The organism is Nocardiopsis sp. Huas11, assembly GCF_003634495.1.
Classification (GTDB): Bacteria; Actinomycetota; Actinomycetes; order Streptosporangiales; family Streptosporangiaceae; genus Nocardiopsis.
Genome location: NZ_RBKY01000001.1, coordinates 7,222,066 through 7,238,826, shown reverse-complemented (window position 1 = coordinate 7,238,826; position 16,761 = coordinate 7,222,066). Strand labels below are relative to the sequence as shown.

Here is a 16,761-nt window from a genome sequence, read left to right as displayed (position 1 = left end):
CGGGCGCGCCCGGGAGACACTCCTGAGCGCGCCCGTCGGCGTCGTGTCGCGTCGGCCGGCCCCAGCCCTGGCACCGGGCGCGCTCTTTACGTCAGACTAGATCCCAGGTCGGCGGCGCTGCCGGCCTGATGCACCCGAGAGGACCACCGACGACATGAACAACAACACCACCACGAGCGGGTTGACGTTCGACATCCAGCTCTCCGACCAGCGGAAGACCCCGCAGGAACGAGACGCGCTGCTGGTGAATCCGGGGTTCGGCCAGGTGTTCACCGACCACATGGTGAGCATTCGCTACACCGAGGGCAAGGGCTGGCACGACGCCAAGCTGGAGCCGTACGGCCCCCTCAGCCTGGACCCGGCCACAGCCGCCCTGCACTACGCGCAGGAGATCTTCGAGGGCCTCAAGGCCTACCGCCACCCGGACGGGACGCTGGCGTCCTTCCGCCCCGAGTCCAACGCGGCCCGCTTCAACCGGAGCGCAGCCCGGATGGCGATGCCGGAGCTGCCCGAGGACGTGTTCCTGCGGTCCATCGAGCTGCTTCTGGAGCACGACGGCGACTGGGTCCCGACCAAGGAGGACTTCAGCCTCTACCTGCGGCCGTTCATGGTCGCCACCGACGTCGGCCTGGGCGTCAACCACCCGTCGCGCAGCTACCTCTACCTGCTCATCGCCTCTCCGGTGGGGTCCTACTTCTCGGGTGGCATCAAGCCCGTGACGGTGTGGCTGTCCAAGGACTACACGCGCGCGGCCCCGGGCGGCACGGGCGCCGCCAAGTTCGCGGGCAACTACGCGGCGAGCTTCCTCGCCCAGGCCCAGGCCGTCGAGAAGGGCTGTGACCAGGTGGTGTGGCTCGACGCGCGCGAGCACCGCCTGGTCGAGGAGATGGGCGGCATGAACCTGTGGTTCGTGTTCGGCTCCGGCGACGACGCCCGGCTGCGCACGCCCGCGCTCACCGGCACGCTGCTGCCCGGCATCACCCGGGAGTCCCTGCTGACCCTGGCCCCCGACCTCGGCATCCCCGCGGAGGAGGCGCCGATCTCCATCGACGAGTGGCGCGAGGCCGCCGAGTCCGGCGAGCTCACCGAGGTGTTCGCCTGCGGCACGGCCGCGGTGATCACTCCGGTCGGCCACGTCAAGAGCGACGACGGCGAGTTCAGCATCGGCGACGGGACCCCCGGTCCGGTCACCATGCGTCTGCGCGAGGAGCTGGTGGGCATCCAGACCGGCCTGCGCAACGACAAGCACGGCTGGATCACCCGCTTCTAGCCCTGGGCCCGCGGGCCGCCCGGACGATCTCCGGGCGGCCCGCGCGGCTGTACCCCGGCATCCCCCGCCTCTGCATCCCCCTGCCCCTGAGGAGTTCCCCCGTGCCCGACACCAGCCCCGTTCAGGACCCCGTTCAGGACCCCGCCCCCGCGACCGGGGGGACGGCCTCCGCGGACGGACCGGCTCCGGGCGGCCCCGGCTCCGGCCCCGGCCCGTGGCCGGTGCGCCTGGCCCTGGTGGCCGCCTCCGGCCTGGTCGTGGGCGGTGTGGCCTTCGCCGCGGTGGGGGTCGTCTCCGCCCTGTCCGGTCCGGCCGCCACCCCCGGGACCGAGGCGGAATCGGCCGAGGAGTCCTCCTCCGAACGGCGCACGACCCCGCTCACCGGGCCCGACCCCACGGCACCGGCGGACGAGGAGGAGCGGGCCGACCAGGCGGGCGACGCGGACACCACCGCGGCCGAGCAGGGCACGACCGGCACGTCCGTGGCGGGCGGCGGCGGACCGGAGGCCGGCGGCGGGACGGCGCCCTCGGACACGGGCGGTGACGGCCAGGGCGGCACGGACCCGCGGGCGGAGGCCCTCGACGACCTGCTCAACAACCCGCAGGAGCGCCCGCCGATGGAGCCCCTGGTGTCGCAGGAGGACGTGGACGCCGAGCGCGAGGCGGCCGAGGCCGAGGTCGAACCCGCCGTGCCGTGATGTCCGGGACGTCCGGAGTGAGAAACTCTCATCTCGAATAATGAGACAAAATGCCGGTGAGCACCGGAACTCGCGGGCTCGTGTGGCACACTGACCACATGCTGTCCCAGGTACTCATTATTCCGGGGCGCGCTGGCTGACACCTTCCCGCGATGGCGCAGGGGAGAATCCGGACCCTGCCAGCGCGCTGACCTCTCGTGTCCACGAGGGGTCTTTTTTGTTGGTCGGGGCCGACACACACAGCATCCACCTTCGGGAGATCCGCCCATGAGGGACGACACTTTCCACGTCTTCGACACCACGCTGCGCGACGGAGCCCAGCGCGAGGGGATCAACCTCCGGGTCTCCGACAAGCTGGCCATCGCGCAACTGTTGGACGACCTCGGGGTGGCGTTCATCGAAGGAGGGTGGCCGGGGGCCAACCCCAAGGACACCGAGTTCTTCCAGCGGGCTTCACGAGAGCTCACGCTGGAGCACGCGCAACTCACCGCGTTCGGCGCGACCCGCCGTGCCGGTGTGAGGGCCGCCGACGACCCACAGGTGGCCGCCCTGCGCGACTGTGGCGCACCGGTCGTCACTCTTGTCGCCAAGAGTGACGACCGGCACGTCGAGCGCGCACTGCGCACGACCCTGGACGAGAACCTCGCCATGATCGCCGACACGGTGTCCCACCTGTGTGAACACGGCCAGCGGGTGTTCGTGGACTGCGAGCACTTCTTCGACGGCTACCGGCACAACCCCGAGCACGCGCTCGACGTCGTCCGCACGGCCGCCGGAGCCGGCGCCGACGTGGTCGTCCTGTGCGACACCAACGGCGGCATGCTCCCCGGCGACATCACGCGGATCGTCACCGAGGTGGCCGAGGCCACCGGCGCCCGCCTGGGCATCCACGCCCAGGACGACACCGGCTGCGCCGTCGCCAACACCCTGGCCGCCGTGGACGCGGGCGCCACCCACGTGCAGTGCACCGCCAACGGCTACGGCGAACGCGTGGGCAACGCCAACCTCTTCTCCGTGGTCGGCGCGCTCGAACTCAAGTACGGCCGCGAAGTCCTGCCCGAGGGCTGCCTCGCGGAGATGACCCGCGTGGCGACCGCCGTCGCCGAGATCGTCAACCTCGCCCCCGACACCCACCAGCCCTACGTGGGGGTGTCGGCGTTCGCGCACAAGGCCGGGCTGCACGCCTCGGCGATCAAGGTCGACCCCGACCTGTACCAGCACACCGACCCCGAGCTCGTCGGCAACCGCATGCGCATGCTCGTCTCGGACATGGCCGGCCGGGCGTCGATCGAGCTCAAGGCCGAGGAGCTGGGCCTGGACCTGGCCGGCGACCGCGCCCTGTCCGGGCGGGTCGTGGACCGCATCAAGGGCCTGGAGCTCACCGGCTACAGCTTCGAGGCCGCCGACGCCTCCCTCGAACTGCTCATCCGCGAGGAGCTGGGCTCACCGGTCCGCTACTTCGAGACCGAGTCCTGGCGGGTCATCACCGAGCGCCGGCCGCGCAGCGGCTCCGGCCCGCTCGCCCACGAGGACGACAGCCTGACCGAGGCGACCGTCAAGCTCCGGGTCAAGGGCGAGCGCGTCATCGCCACCGCCGAGGGCAACGGCCCGGTCAACGCCCTGGACCGGGCGCTGCGCGAGTCCATGGAGAACGTGTACACCGCGCTGGCCGGACTGGAGCTGACCGACTACAAGGTCCGCATCCTCGAAGGCACCTCGGGCACCAACGCCATCACCCGGATCCTCATCACCCTCAGCGACGGCACGGCGGAGTGGACCACGGTCGGCGTGGGCCCCAACGTCGTCGACGCCTCCTGGATCGCGCTCGAACAGGCCGTGACCTACGGCCTCCTCCGCCAGGGCTACCCGCAGACCTGACCGGCCGGGCGGATCCGCGCGTCGGGCGCGTGCCGCCCGGTCGAGAGCACGGTGGCGCCCTCCTCGCCGACCAGCCGCCAGTGGCCGCCGTCGGCCTCGACGGAGCAGGAGCGCCACGCGAGACCGTCGACGGCGGCCTCCCACCGCACCTCCCGGGCGGCCGGTCCGGTCACCGGGTGTGCCAGGTAGTACGGCACCCAGTCCGGCAGCGCCCAGACGCGGTCCGATCCGGCCAGCGCCGCGAGGCGTTCGCGCTCGGCCTTCAGGGCCCTGCGCAGCGCCGCGGCCCTGCGCTGGAGCGCCTTCAGCTCGTCGGGGTGCGACTCGCGCAGCGCCTTGGGCGCGCGCCGCACGGCCGTGCCGTCGGGGCCGGTGAACGTGGACTCCGTGCCGTCCCCGGTGAGGGCCAGCACGACCGTGAACGCCCCGACCCGCGTGGTGAACGTGCCGTCCGCGGACAGTCCGTGCTCGGGGACGGAGCGCTCGACCATCTGCTCGGGCGTCCAGCCCAGGAACCGGGCGGCCTGCGCCACCATCGCCTGGTGGAACTTGCGGGCGCCTCGGTCCAGATCCGGCTGGTCGCGCAGGCGCGCCACGGCGTGGAACGCCTCCTCGGCCCTGAGGCCGCTCAGGACCGAGCTCAGGTCGTGGGCGAGGTAGTAGGTGGTCTGCCGGCGCAGCGGCTTCGACTCCAAACGCAGGGCGAGCCGTTCCAGGAGATCGACCGCCCACGGGGTGGACGTGCGGGGGAGGTGGGCGACGACCTTGGCCATGCCCTTCAACATGTGGCGGGCGTGCACGGAGAGGTGGGCGGCGTCGCGAGGGGCGGCGTTCCACGTGTACCCGTGGCGCTCGCGCTCCTCCTCGGTGAAGCGCGGCGGGGTCGTCCCGGGGAGGGGCAGCGCCAGCGCCACCTCCAGGAACCGGCGCGCCGTGTCCGCCGGGTCGGTGATTTCGGCCAGGCGCGGGGGCAGTCCCTCGGTCCAGGGGACTCCGCCCGGGAACGGTTGCAGGTGGTGCACCATGAGCGCCGGGACGCCCGGTTCGGACAGCAGGCCCGGGTCGGTTTCGAGCAGCAGGTCGAAGTACCGGTCGCCCCGGTAGCGCAGCTCCTCGCCACTGGCCGGGGCGTGCCCCAGCGCCAGAAGTTCGAGGAGGAGCCAGTGGTGGATCTTCTCCCGGTCGCGCTCCTCGGCGGGGTGGGCCCGCAGCCACCGGGCCAGGCGGTCCGCGGCGGCGCGCAGCTCTCCGGCGAGCGGGGCACGGTCCGAGGGGTCGACCGTGGCCAGGGCCCGTTGGACCGGTTTCACCTGGATGCAGGCCGGACCCACGGTGCGCAGCAGCAGCGACAGCGACGCGGTGTCCCATGGCGGGGTCTGCCTGCCGAAGTGCCGGCGGACGTGGCCGTGGTGGGGGAGGGCCTGCCGCCGGGGCCCGCCGGACGACCCGGCGGCGAAGGACCACACCAGCAGGCGGCGGATCCAGTCGTCGTCCAGCCGTTCGAGCAGATGGTCCAGGCCGGTGGCGGCCTTGTGGCGGACGACACCCCAGGACAGCGGTTCCGGGCGGTCCGGCAGCGCCGCGACCTCGCGGTCGAACTCCTCGACCAGGCCGGGCAGGCCCGGGACGTACAGGTCGGTGAGCAGCGCGGCGGCGTCGGAGCCGAGCCCGTGCTCCTCGGCCATGCGTGCGGCCCAGTCCTCGGCCTCGGTCGGTGCCAGGGGTGCGGTCGACAAGGGTTCTCCCAGGCGGGTGTGAGAACGGGGGCACGGTCCGGTTTCGGGGCTCCCGACGGGAACCCCGTTCTGACGGACTCACACTAGAGCGCGCACCCGACGAACCGTCCCTAGCCCTCGGAATCCTCGGAGTCCTCCGAACCCTCGGGATCGTTGTCCGGGTGGACCCAGCCGTTGGCCTCGCAGCCCTGCAGGCTCAGGGTCTGCTGCTGCATGACGGGCGCGACCTCGCCCTCGCCGGGGCAGTCGACGTGACCGTGGCCCAGGGTGTGGCCCACCTCGTGGTTGATCACGTAGATCCGGTAGGTCTCCAGGTCGTCCTCGAAGTCCTCGACGGCCGACACCCACCGGTTCTGGTTGATGATGGCGCGGTTGCCGTTGGCGCAGGAGACGTACCCGTTGGTGTTCAGGGGCGCGCACAGCTCGTCGACGGTGTCCGGGGCGGCCAGCAGGACGCGGACGTCGGCGTCGTCGCCGTCCACCCGCTGCATCGATCGCTCCCCGTCGTTGCCCCAGCTGCGGGGGTCGCCCAGGACCTGCTCGACGGCGGCCGCGAAGTCCTCGGCCTCGCCCGGCAGGCCCTCCTCGACCTCCACGGCGAAGGTCGTCAGCGGGCCCTCGCCCAGGACGTCGCCCTCACCCTCCACGACGGCCATGTCGCCGTCGGCGGAGTCGACCTCGTCCTCGACCGAGCGCAGCAGGACCGGGACGTCCTCCTCGGGCTCCTCGTCGCGCGCGTCGTCGGAGGCCGGGGGCGCGGCGGTGGGCGCGGAGGGCTCCTGGCCCTGGCCGGCGGCACTGCCGCTGACCTCGTCCTCGGGGGCCGAGCGCTGGTCGGAGGCGGAGCCGTCGACGCCGCCGCCCACCGGCAAGGACTCCGAGGCCTCCTGGGACGGACCCAGTTCGGCCGGGGGCGCGGGCACACTGACCATCAGGACGGCGGAAGCACCGGACACCAGGCACAGGCCGAGCGCGAGCCCCATGGGGTACCTGCGGCGCCGGCGGTGCCGTGCCGGCGGCGGAGCGGACTTGGGCACGAGGCGCAACCTCTCGACATCGGACGACGGACCCCAGCATGCCAGATGCGGCTTCACAGATCGCCCAAGGAAAGTCATGGGATCAGTGCGATCGTCGCCCCACGCGCCGAAAGCGCGGCATGTCACGCTCCGCCCCGGACGGGTCCCGCACCGGGACGTGACCGCACATGGATACCCTGCAACCGCAAGCGAGACAACTGGGCTGCTGGGAGGCATGAGGTGCGCATCGCACGGTTCGCGGTCGGTGACGAGGTCGGATTCGGCCTGGTGGAGTCCGATTCCGACAGCGGCGAGGAATTCGTCGCCCGACTCACCGGGCACCCCCTGCTCGGCGACATCCAACTGACGGGGGAACGCGCCAAGCTCTCGGACGTGCGGCTGCTGTCGCCGGTCCTGCCCACCAAGGTGGTGTGCATCGGCAAGAACTACGCCGACCACATCGCGGAGATGCAGGACATCACGGGGGAGACCACCGAGGAGCCCGTCGTCTTCCTCAAGCCCTCCACCTCGGTCTCCGGGCCGGGCGACCCCGTCTTCTACCCGCCCGTCTCCGAGCGGGTGGACTTCGAGGGCGAGCTCGCCATTGTCATCTCCCGGCCCTGCCGCGAGGTGCCCCGCGAGCGCGCCAAGGACGTCATCCTCGGCTACACCGTCGCCAACGACATCACCGCGCGCGACCTGCAGAAGAAGGACAAGCAGTGGACCCGCGCCAAGGGGTTCGACTCCTTCTGTCCCATCGGGCCGTGGATCACCACCGGTCTGAGCATCGACGAGGCCCAGAACCTCGCGCTCACCACCACCGTCGACGGCGAGGTCCGCCAGCAGGGCAACACCTCCCAGTTCATCCACGACATCCCCGGGATCATCGCGTACGTGACCTCGTTCATGACGCTGCTGCCCGGTGACGTCGTCCTCACGGGCACCCCGGCCGGAGTCGGCCCGCTGGAGATCGGCCAGGAGGTCTCGGTGACCGTGGAGGGTGTGGGCACCATCAGCAACCGCGTCGTGGCCAGGGACTGACCAGACCACGCCCCTCGGCCCAGGGGGCCGGCGACCCGCCCGGCGCCGGCCCCCGCGATCGGAAGGCCCCCACTCCCGTGAGCACGCCCCGCCGCCGCCCCTCGCCGCCGGCCCTCCTCTCGGTCGGCGCGATCGCCTTCGTGCTGGTGATCACCGCCGCCATCCTGTGGGCCGTCACGAGTGCCGGCCCCGAAGACACCGACACAGGACAGGAGGACACCGTGACCGAACCGCGCCGCGTCATGCTCGCGGGGGACTCCATGACCCAGGGCGCCAACGGCGACGTGACCTGGCGCTTCCACCTGTGGTCCCACCTCACCCCGCACGTGCCCGACCTGGACTTCGTGGGCCCCTACACCGACCCCGCCTCGCGCGAGATGATCCTGCCGGTGCCCACCGAGCCCGGGGACGACCCCAGCGACCCCAGCGAGCCCGACGACGAGGCGGTGGAGGCGATGGAGAGCGCCGGCTGGCCGGGCGCCGACGGCGACGCGGACACCGCGGAGTACCGCGACCCCGACTTCGACCAGGAGCACAACGCGCTGTGGGGCCGCACGCTCGCCGACGCCGCCGGCACCATCGGGGAGGAGGCGCGCGTCCACCGGCCCGACGTGCTGTGCGTCATGCTCGGCGTCAACGACCTCCTGTGGCCGGTCACCATGGACGAGATGGAGTACCGGCTGCGCTCCTACGTCAGCGCCGCCCGGGAGGGCGAACCGCACGTGCGCGTGGTCCTGGCCGAGTCGCTGCCCATCGCCCTGGCCGAGACCGACGAGGGCTTCGCCCTGCGCCAGTACGCCTACAACGAGCTCGTCCGCGAGGTGGCCGCCGAACTGAGCACCGACGCGTCGCCGGTGGTGAGCCTGGACATCGCGGGCTCGGAGGACTGGGACGTGGCCGAGGACACCTACGACGGCACGCACCCGACCCCGGGCGGGGAGGTCAAGATCGCGGCCGCCTTCGCCGACGCCCTCGCCACCGAGTTCGGCATGGGGGAGAGCTACCCGCGCCCGCTGCCGACCCCGTCGTGACTCGCCCCTGAGCGGGGGCCCGGCCCCGATACCCTGGGGCCCGTGACTGAGACTCCGATTCGTACCCGCTTCGCCCCGTCCCCAACAGGCATGTTCCATGTCGGTGGCGCCCGTTCCGCGCTGTTCAACTGGGCGCTGGCGCAGCAGCGGCCCGACGGCCGCATGGTGCTGCGCGTGGAGGACACCGACGCCGCCCGCAACCGGCCCGAGTGGACCGAGGGCATCATCCGCGCGCTCGCCTGGCTCGGCATCGGCGCGGACGACCCGCACTTCGAGGGCCCCTACTTCCAGTCGGCCTACGCCGAGAAGCACCGCGAGACCGCGCAGGACCTGTTCAAGAACGGGCGCGCCTACTACTGCGACTGCACCCGCGAGATGGTCCAGGAGCGCCGCGACAACCCGAACCTGGGCTACGACGGCTTCTGCCGCGACCGCGGCCTGGAGCCCGGCCCCGGCCGGGCCCTGCGCTTCCGGGTGCCCGAGGGCGGCCCCACGGTCGTCGACGACCGGATCCGCGGCCGGGTGGAGTTCGACCACGCCGCCATCGAGGACTTCGTCATCGCGCGCGCCGACGGCTCCCCGCTGTTCGTCCTGGCCAACGTGGTCGACGACGTCGAGATGCGCATCACCCACGTCATCCGCGGCGAGGAGCACCTGTCCAACACCCCCAAGCAGCAGCTGCTGTGGGAGGCGCTGGGCCTGACCCCGCCGGTGTGGGCGCACCTGCCCGTCATCGTCAACGAGCAGCGCAAGAAGCTGTCCAAGCGCCGCGACAAGGTCGCCCTGGAGTCCTACCAGGAGGAGGGCTACCTCCCCGAGGCGATGGTCAACTACCTCATGCTGCTGGGCTGGGCGCCGGGCGACGACCGCGAGATCATGCCGTGGTCGGAGATGATGCCGCTGTTCCGCATCGAGGACGTCAACAGCTCCAGCGCGTTCTTCGACGAGAAGAAGCTGCGCGCCTTCAACGGCGACTACATCCGCGAGCTGTCGGTGGACGACTTCATCGAGCGCTGCTCGCCGTGGCTGACCGGCGAGGACACCCCGTGGGACGCGGCCGACTACGACGCGGAGGTCTTCCGCGCGGTCGCCCCGCTCGCGCAGAGCCGTGTGGCGCTGCTCAGCGAGATCGTCCCGAACGTGGACTTCCTCTTCCTCTCCGAGCCCGTGGAGGACGAGAAGAGCTGGAACAAGGCGATGAAGCCGGGCGTGGGCAAGGAGATGGTGGAGGCGGCCCTGGCCCGCTTCGCCGACCCCGAGCTGTCCTGGACGGCCGACGCCCTCAAGGCGGCCACCGAGGAGACGGGCGCGGCCCTGGGGCTCAAGCTCGGCAAGGCCCAGGCACCGGTGCGGGTCGCGGTCACCGGTCGCACGGTCGGCCTGCCGCTGTTCGAGTCACTGGAGCTGCTCGGCCGCGAGCGCGTCCAGGCGCGCCTCACGGCCGCCCTGGACAAGCTGCGCGCCGCCGAGTAGACCCGCCGGGTGGAGCCGCGCCGCCGGCCTCGGCCGGGGTGGCGGCCCACCCCCGCGGGTGGCGCCCTGGTGGGCCCTGTGGGGCGATGGCGGGTGACGGGTGGGGGCGACCGGACGTGCAGCGTCTCCGTTGAGGGGGGTAGCCCCACTCTCCCCGTGGGGCCCTGTGGGGCGACGGTGGGCGACGGGTGGGGGCGACCGGACGTGCAGCGTCTCCGTTGAGGGGGGTAGCCCCACTTTCCCCGTGGGGCCCTGTGGGGCGATGGTGGGCGACGGGTGGGAGGGTGGTCGGGGCCACAGCCCGGCCGCCCCGATTTCGGTTCGCGACTACTCCGAATGTCCGCTAGAGTTAACGACGTCGCCGAGGGGGACAGGGAAGCGAAAGCGACCGGGTCCTCCCCAAGCACTGGGCTATGGTGTAATCGGCAGCACGACTGATTCTGGTTCAGTTAGTCTAGGTTCGAGTCCTGGTAGCCCAGCTGTTTCACTCCGGTGAAGCGCACGGATCCTTGGATCCAAAGTCCAGCCCCCGTCGTCTAGTGGCCTAGGACGCCGCCCTCTCAAGGCGGTAACGGCGGTTCGAATCCGCTCGGGGGTACCAACAGGGAGAGGCTCCCACATCGTGGGAGCTTTCTTGCTGGTCAGTGCACGTCACTGATGTCCGGTTCGAGTGGGTTCCGCGTATTTCGCGGGCGCGCCCGTACCAGTCCGGCCCCCGTCGTCTAGTGGCCTAGGACGCCGCCCTCTCAAGGCGGTAACGGCGGTTCGAATCCGCTCGGGGGTACAGATGAAGGCCTCACCGCTTCGCGGTGGGGCCTTTCGCCGTTCCCGGGTCCCGGCGGCGCGCGGTGGTCAGCGCGGGGAGACGCCCGTGTGCGCGGCCAGCACCCCCAGCTCCTCGTCCCGCGCGCCCGACGACGCCAGCATGCCGACGAGCTGGTCGAGCAGCCAGTCGGCCAGGTCGTCGGCGGCCATCGTGCGCTCGTGCAGCCAGATCATCACCGCCGTCTCCACGGCCGAGATCCAGCAGCGCAGGGCCAGGACCAGCCGGGGGGAGGGGTCGGCGATCCCGACCCGTTCCAGGACCAGGCGCCGGACCGCGTCGCGCACCCGGTCGATCTCGGCCTCGGTCTCCTCCGTGGCCACCACCGACCCGCCGTTGAGCAGGGCCGCGTAGGACGGGGCGTAGGAGTCGGCGAAGGAGATGAACGCGCGCAGGCCGAACCGCAGCTGGTCCAGGGGCGGCAAGCCCGGCGGAGGCTCCAGCCGCGGGACGAGCTCGTCCATCGCTCGTTTCAGGGCCTCGCGGCGCAGCTGCGCCATGTTGGGGAAGTAGCGGTAGACCAGCGCCCGGGACACGTCCGCCTCCTCGGCGATGTCCTCCGGGGTGACCTCCCCCGGCGGGCGCCGCGCGAAGACGACGAGCGCCGTCCGGATGAGGTCCTCCCGCCGCTCCTGCGGCGCCATGCGCCGGGGCCGCCGCCCGGTGCCCGGCGCCTGCGCCGGACCCTGCGCCGAACCCTGCGACCGTCGTCCCGCCCGCGCCAGGCGGGGATCGGTTCCGTGGGACACCACCGCGGTCATGACCTCCGTCGACGTTCGTGAGTGATCGGACTCCCGAACCTACCGCCCCGGGGCCGCCCTCACACGTCGATGACGATCCGCTCCCCCTCCCCGGCGCGGGAGACGCACAGCGCGAACTCCGCCCCGCGCGGCGAGCCGCCCGTGGGCCGGTCCCGGTGCTCGGGCTCGCCCTCCAGGAGTCCGACCCGGCAGGTGCCGCAGAAGCCCTGGCGGCAGGAGTAGGCGGTGCGCGGCCGCACCCGGCGGACCGCCTCCAGCGCCGACTCGTCGGCGGCGACCGGCACCACGGGGCCCTCCCGGCCGAGCCGCACCTCGAAGGGGGCGCCGGCCGTGATCGGCGCGGGCGCGAACCGTTCGGAGAACACCGGCGTGCCCGGCGGGGCGTGCGCGCGCACGGCCTCGATCAGCGGCGCGGGACCGCAGACGTAGACCGCGGTCCCCGCGGTGAGCCCCTCCAGGAGCCGCGCGGGATCGGGCGGGCCGTACTCGTCGTCGGGCCGCACGGCCGCGTCCGCGCCCTCGGGCAGCTCCTCCAGGAAGGGCATGCTCGCTCGCGAGCGTCCGGTGTACACCAGGCGGAACGGCGTCCGGGCGCGGTGCGCCGCCTGGACCATCGGCAGGATCGGGGTGACGCCGATCCCGCCCGCGACGAACAGGTAGCGCTCGGCCCGGGCGAAGGGGAAGGCGTTGCGCGGGCCGCGCAGCCCGAGGGTGGCGCCCTCGGTCAGGCCGTGGACCAGGCCGGACCCGGTGCCGCCGGGGATGCGGCGGACCGCGATCCGGTAGCGGGCGTGGTCGCGCGGGTCCCCGTTGAGCGAGTACTGGCGCACGACGCCGCCCGCCAGGACGACGTCGACGTGGTGTCCGGGCTGCCACGCGGGCAGCCGGTCCCCGGAGCGGTCCGGGACCAGGGTGAGCACGGCCACGTCCGGCACCGGCCGCTCCAGCCGCGCCACGCGCACGCGCAGGTCACCGGTCGGCGCCGGGGGAGGCCCGCCCCAGGGCAGCCGCGCGGTGAGCGGCTCCACCGCCGAGGCGAGGTCCTGGAGGGCGCGCATGACGGGGTCCGGTCCGGCGCCTCCTGACAGGGCGGCCGGCGGTCGGGGGTTCGCGTAGTAGGCGGCGCTGTGCTTGACCCCGCCGCCGTCGGGGCCCGATCCGCCGGTCACCGGTCGCTCCCCGCGGCCGAGGCGGCCCGCTCGGCGGCCTCGGCCGCGCGGGCGGCGGGGGAGGCGGCCAGGTAGGCCACCGCCTGGCCGGTGGACCCGTGCTGGGAGGGGTGGTACCGGCGGCGCAGGTACTCCGGGACGGCGCGGGCCAGGCGGCCCACGTGCGGGATCAGACCGCGCCTGCCGTCGCGCAGCGCCCAGGAGGCGCGCGGGCGCCGACCGTCGACGCGGCCCCGCAGGTAGGGGTCGTTGCGGACGAGGAACGCGGTCCCGCGCACCCACAGGACGGCGAGCGCGACCGCCGCGATGCCCATGGCCAGGGCGCGGCGGCGGTAGCCCCCGTCCACGTGCGAGTACAAGTCGAAGGCGACCGCGCGGTGCTCGACCTCCTCGGCGCCGTGCCAGCGCAGCAGGTCGAGCATGGTGGGGTCGGCGCCGGCCGCGTCCAGCGCGCGGGCGTCCAGCACCCACTGGCCGAGCACGGCGGTGTAGTGCTCGATCCCGGCGATGACGGCCAGCCGGGTGCGCAGCCAGGCCTGGGCTCGGCGCCCGGTCAGGTCGCGGTCGCCGAGCACGACCCGGAACATCCAGGCGATCTGTTCGACGTAGGGGGTCGGGTCGAGCCCGTGGGCGTCCATGTGGTCCAGGACCCCCGCGTGCGCCTCGGCGTGGACGGCCTCCTGCCCGATGAAGCCCAGGACCTCCTCGCGGAGCCGGTCGTCGGTGATGAGGGGGACGGCCTGCTTGAAGACCTCGACGAACCAGCGTTCGCCCTCGGGCAGCAGCAGGTGCAGGACGTTGATGACGTGGGTGGCGAAGGGCTCGCCGGGGATCCAGTGCAGGTCGAGCCGGCTCCAGTCGAACTCGACGTCGCGGGCGTGCAGGACGAGGCGGTCCGGCTCTTCGGGTTCCGGTGCGGCGGCGCCCGTGGGAACGGGTCCTGCGGTCATGGTGGGCCTCCTGGGGGCGGTGCGGCGGCTCGGGCGGAACAGGGGAGGGGAACGGAGTCTCAGACGGGCGGGGCCAGGCGGGCCGCGGCCCGCAGCGCGCCGGGGCTGAGCCGGGACAGCAGCAGGCCCACGTGCGCCTCGGCCGTGACCGGGACGATCTCTGGGGCGCGGTCGAGCGCGTCGGCGATGCGGGCCGCCGCCTTGTCCGGCGTGTAGCCGCGCAGCCGGTACAAGCGGTTGAGCCGGTCCTTCGCGGCCGAGACCTCGCCCAGGCCCGACAGGCGGGCGCCGGAGATGATCCCGGTGTCCACGAGGCCGGGGCACACGGCCGTGACGCCGACGCCGTGGTCGGCGAGTTCGGCGCGCAGGCTGCGGCTGAGCATGAGGACGGCCGCCTTGGTGGTGGCGTAGGCGGCGTAGACGCGGGAGGGCAGGTAGGCGGCGGCCGAGGCGGTGTTGACCAGGCGGCCGCCACCGCCGGCGGCGACCATCATGGGCGCGAAGGCGCGGCAGCCGTGGATCACGCCCCACAGGTTGACGTCGACGACCCGTTCCCAGTCCTGGGCGCTGGTCCGCAGGAACGGGCCGGCCACCCCGATGCCGGCGTTGTTGACCACCAGGTCGGGGACCCCGTACTCGTCGCGCACCCACGCGGCGAGCTTGTCCATCGCCGCGGCGTCGGTGACGTCCACCCGCTGGGCGGCGGCCCCGGGGGTGAGCAGGCCGGCGAGCTCGGCGGTGCGTTCGGCGGCGGGTCCGTCGATGTCCACGGCGACGATCCGGGCGCCGCGTTCGGCGAGCTCGAAGCACAGCGATCGGCCGATGCCGCTGCCCGCGCCGGTGACCACGGCCACCTGGCCGGCGAAGGCGCCACCGTGCCGACGGGCCCGCTGGGCGGTGAGCGCGGGACGCGGGCGGGGGCGCCCGGACTCGATCTCGCCGACGAGGGCGCGCACGCGGGAGGCCACGGCGGCCGGGCGGGAGCGCAGCGTCCAGTGCCCGCCGTGGAAGCGGTGGAAGCGCAGGTCGGTGACCCACCGGCCGGCGTTCGACTGGAGCCGGTCGATCATGAACGCGTCGTCGGTGGGGGCGAGGACCTGCACGGGGACGTCGGTGCGGCGCTCGGTCGGCTGCAGGAGCCGGCGGGCCATGTTGGCCCGGTACAGCGCCAGGCCGTTGAGGTAGTCGCGGGTGCCGCGCCGCGCGGGGGTGTGCGGCCCGCCGCCGAGCCGTTCCAGGGCGGACAGGGCCAGGCCGCCGACCCCGGTCAGCCACGCGGCCTCGGGGACCGCGGGCAGGTGGAAGAAGCCGATGTAGCCGGAGCGCACCGCCTGGCGCAGGGCGGCGCGCACGCCGTCAGGGCGGGTGCGGAACCAGTGGCCGGCGTGGTCGAGGTCGGGGCCGGAGACGGCGGTGTAGGAGGCGAACCGGTGGGCGTGCCGGGGTTCGGTGACCGCGTGCCAGGACTGGATGGCGCCCCAGTCGTGGCCGACCAGGTGCACGGGGGCGTCGGGACTGACGTGGTCGGCGACGGTGGCGATGTCGTCGGCGAGCTGGTCCAACCGGTAGCCGGAGCGCTCCTCCGGCGCGGTGGAGAGTCCGGCGCCGCGCACGTCGTAGGTGACCACGCGGTGGTCGGCGGTGAACTCCGCGGCGAAGGCGTCCCAGACGGAGGAGTTGTCGGGGTAGCCGTGGACCAGCAGCAGCGTGGGGCCGTCGGGGTTGCCGCGGGTGCGGACGGCCAGGCGCTGGCCGTCCGAGGCGGTGACGTAGTGGTGGGGCGGGGTGCTCATGCGTTCTCCTGGCGGGTCGGTGTCCGCGCGTCCCACCGGCGCACGTGCGGCAGGTCGTCGTCGAGCCAGTGGGCGTCGTCCTCGGTGACGACGAGGATCTCCTCGAACTTCACGCCGATGTCGCGGAAGCCGATGTGGGGCTCCACCGCCCACAACCCGGGGGTGGCGGGGTGGGCGGAGATGTCGCCGTCCGCCCACAGGGGCGAGCGGTGGTGCGCGCGCTCGATGACGAGGTCGCCGACCAGGGTCTGGAGGGAGCGCACGCCGAAGCCCGCCACGACCGCCCTGGGCAGGCGTGAGCGGACCCTGCCGACCTGGTGGGCGATGACCCGGCCCGGGTAGACCCGGTGCCGGTTGTCGTAGCCCTGCTCGCGGATGAGGCCGTCCACGGCCCTGTAGACGTCCTGGAGGGTGTGGCCCGCGCGCACCCGCTCGACGATCAGCCGCCGGTGCGCGCGCAGGTCGTCCATGAGGCGGTCGTGGAGGGGGCTGTCGCCGAGGTGGCCGGAGTAGCCGATGTCGGCGACGTACCCGTCCCGGACCGGGGCGCAGTCGAGGATGAACGGCATGCCCTCCTCCAGCCTGCGCCCGCTCGGGAAGAACTGGAGGGGCGTCCTGAAGCCGCGGAAGGCGGTGCGGTCGCCGAACCAGGCGAAGGGAGTGTGGAACCAGTCCTGGACCCCGCGCCCTTCGAGGTGCGCGCGCACGCGCCGGGCCGCCTCGCGTTCGGTGACGCCGGGTTCGAGGGTCGCCGCCACGTCGCCCGCGGCGCGGTAGGCGAGTTGTTGGAGGTCGCGGAAGGCGTCGAGGTCGACGGGGGAGAGAGTGGTCCCGGTCACGTTCGTGTGAGACATGGTGTCATGTTAGACATCGTGTCAATAGCTGTCCATGGGTCGGCCCCGGATGCGATGAAGAGGGTCGCCCCGGATGCGATGAAGCGGGTCGCCCCGGATACGACGAAGCGGGTCGCCCCGGAGCCGCGGGACGCGCCCCCGCTGCCGGGCATGGGCATGCAGGGGAAGCGCATTCTCACCTGGATGGGCCACGCGCCCCTCGCCGGCTTCTCGGTCGTACCCGGCGTCGGGCGGGCTCAGGTAGGGCTTGGCCCCCTCCCGGCCCGCG

Annotated in this window: 13 protein-coding genes and 3 tRNA genes; 9 read left to right on the top strand and 7 right to left on the bottom strand. The window is 73.2% G+C overall.

Annotation, left to right across the window (positions count from 1 at the left end; genetic code table 11):
• Positions 1–154 precede the first annotated feature (154 nt).
• From DFP74_RS32355 to cimA, 3 genes are all read left to right on the top strand, one after another.
• The gene (locus DFP74_RS32355) at positions 155–1,270 is read left to right on the top strand and encodes a branched-chain amino acid aminotransferase (RefSeq protein ID WP_121187758.1); all 1,116 of its coding nucleotides are present in this window, start codon (positions 155–157) and stop codon (positions 1,268–1,270) included.
• Positions 1,271–1,371: 101 nt separating this feature from the next.
• Complete coding sequence (locus DFP74_RS32350; RefSeq protein ID WP_121187756.1) at positions 1,372–1,968, top strand: hypothetical protein; 597 nt, start codon at positions 1,372–1,374, stop codon at positions 1,966–1,968.
• A gap of 267 nt (positions 1,969–2,235) precedes the next feature.
• Complete coding sequence (gene cimA / locus DFP74_RS32345; RefSeq protein ID WP_121187754.1) at positions 2,236–3,846, top strand: citramalate synthase; 1,611 nt, start codon at positions 2,236–2,238, stop codon at positions 3,844–3,846.
• Here cimA and DFP74_RS32340 read toward each other — a convergent pair.
• Together DFP74_RS32340 and DFP74_RS32335 are read right to left on the bottom strand one after the other, a co-directional pair.
• On the bottom strand, positions 3,831–5,582 hold the full coding sequence (locus tag DFP74_RS32340) for a DUF4132 domain-containing protein (RefSeq protein ID WP_121187752.1): 1,752 nt from the start codon (positions 5,580–5,582) through the stop codon (positions 3,831–3,833). The genes cimA and DFP74_RS32340 overlap by 16 nt on opposite strands.
• A gap of 110 nt (positions 5,583–5,692) precedes the next feature.
• On the bottom strand, positions 5,693–6,565 hold the full coding sequence (locus DFP74_RS32335) for a DUF3152 domain-containing protein (RefSeq protein WP_121187750.1): 873 nt from the start codon (positions 6,563–6,565) through the stop codon (positions 5,693–5,695).
• A gap of 273 nt (positions 6,566–6,838) precedes the next feature.
• On the opposite strand from DFP74_RS32335, the gene DFP74_RS32330 reads away from it, so the two are divergent.
• The 6 genes from DFP74_RS32330 (at position 6,839) to DFP74_RS32300 (ending at position 10,927) form a co-directional block, all read left to right on the top strand.
• A complete protein-coding gene (locus DFP74_RS32330) occupies positions 6,839–7,639 on the top strand; it encodes a fumarylacetoacetate hydrolase family protein (RefSeq protein ID WP_121187748.1) in 801 nt (266 codons plus the stop codon).
• A 77-nt stretch (positions 7,640–7,716) separates the two neighbouring features.
• The gene (locus tag DFP74_RS32325) at positions 7,717–8,670 is read left to right on the top strand and encodes a GDSL-type esterase/lipase family protein (protein WP_121187746.1); all 954 of its coding nucleotides are present in this window, start codon (positions 7,717–7,719) and stop codon (positions 8,668–8,670) included.
• Positions 8,671–8,712: 42 nt separating this feature from the next.
• Positions 8,713–10,143: a glutamate--tRNA ligase gene (gene gltX / locus DFP74_RS32320; protein ID WP_121187744.1), complete on the top strand. Its 1,431-nt coding sequence runs from the start codon at positions 8,713–8,715 to the stop codon at positions 10,141–10,143.
• A gap of 407 nt (positions 10,144–10,550) precedes the next feature.
• Positions 10,551–10,622 (top strand) — tRNA-Gln (locus DFP74_RS32310).
• A 46-nt stretch (positions 10,623–10,668) separates the two neighbouring features.
• Positions 10,669–10,744 (top strand) — tRNA-Glu (locus DFP74_RS32305).
• A gap of 110 nt (positions 10,745–10,854) precedes the next feature.
• Positions 10,855–10,927, top strand: a tRNA-Glu gene (locus tag DFP74_RS32300).
• A 68-nt stretch (positions 10,928–10,995) separates the two neighbouring features.
• Here the strand turns inward: DFP74_RS32300 and DFP74_RS32295 are convergent.
• The 5 genes from DFP74_RS32295 to DFP74_RS32275 form a co-directional block, all read right to left on the bottom strand.
• Positions 10,996–11,610 carry a TetR/AcrR family transcriptional regulator gene (locus DFP74_RS32295; protein ID WP_121188659.1) on the bottom strand — a complete coding sequence of 205 codons (615 nt, stop codon included), beginning with the start codon at positions 11,608–11,610 and terminating at the stop codon, positions 10,996–10,998.
• 176 nt (positions 11,611–11,786) lie between these two features.
• Entirely contained in the window at positions 11,787–12,785 is a 999-nt protein-coding gene (locus DFP74_RS32290) for a PDR/VanB family oxidoreductase (protein ID WP_121188658.1), read from the bottom strand.
• 107 nt (positions 12,786–12,892) lie between these two features.
• On the bottom strand, positions 12,893–13,846 hold the full coding sequence (locus DFP74_RS32285; RefSeq protein WP_121187740.1) for a metal-dependent hydrolase: 954 nt from the start codon (positions 13,844–13,846) through the stop codon (positions 12,893–12,895).
• Positions 13,847–13,905: 59 nt separating this feature from the next.
• A complete protein-coding gene (locus DFP74_RS32280; RefSeq protein ID WP_121187738.1) occupies positions 13,906–15,639 on the bottom strand; it encodes an SDR family oxidoreductase in 1,734 nt (577 codons plus the stop codon).
• Complete coding sequence (locus DFP74_RS32275; RefSeq protein ID WP_121187736.1) at positions 15,636–16,493, bottom strand: M24 family metallopeptidase; 858 nt, start codon at positions 16,491–16,493, stop codon at positions 15,636–15,638. The genes DFP74_RS32280 and DFP74_RS32275 overlap by 4 nt, the downstream gene beginning before the upstream one ends.
• Positions 16,494–16,761: the final 268 nt, after the last annotated feature.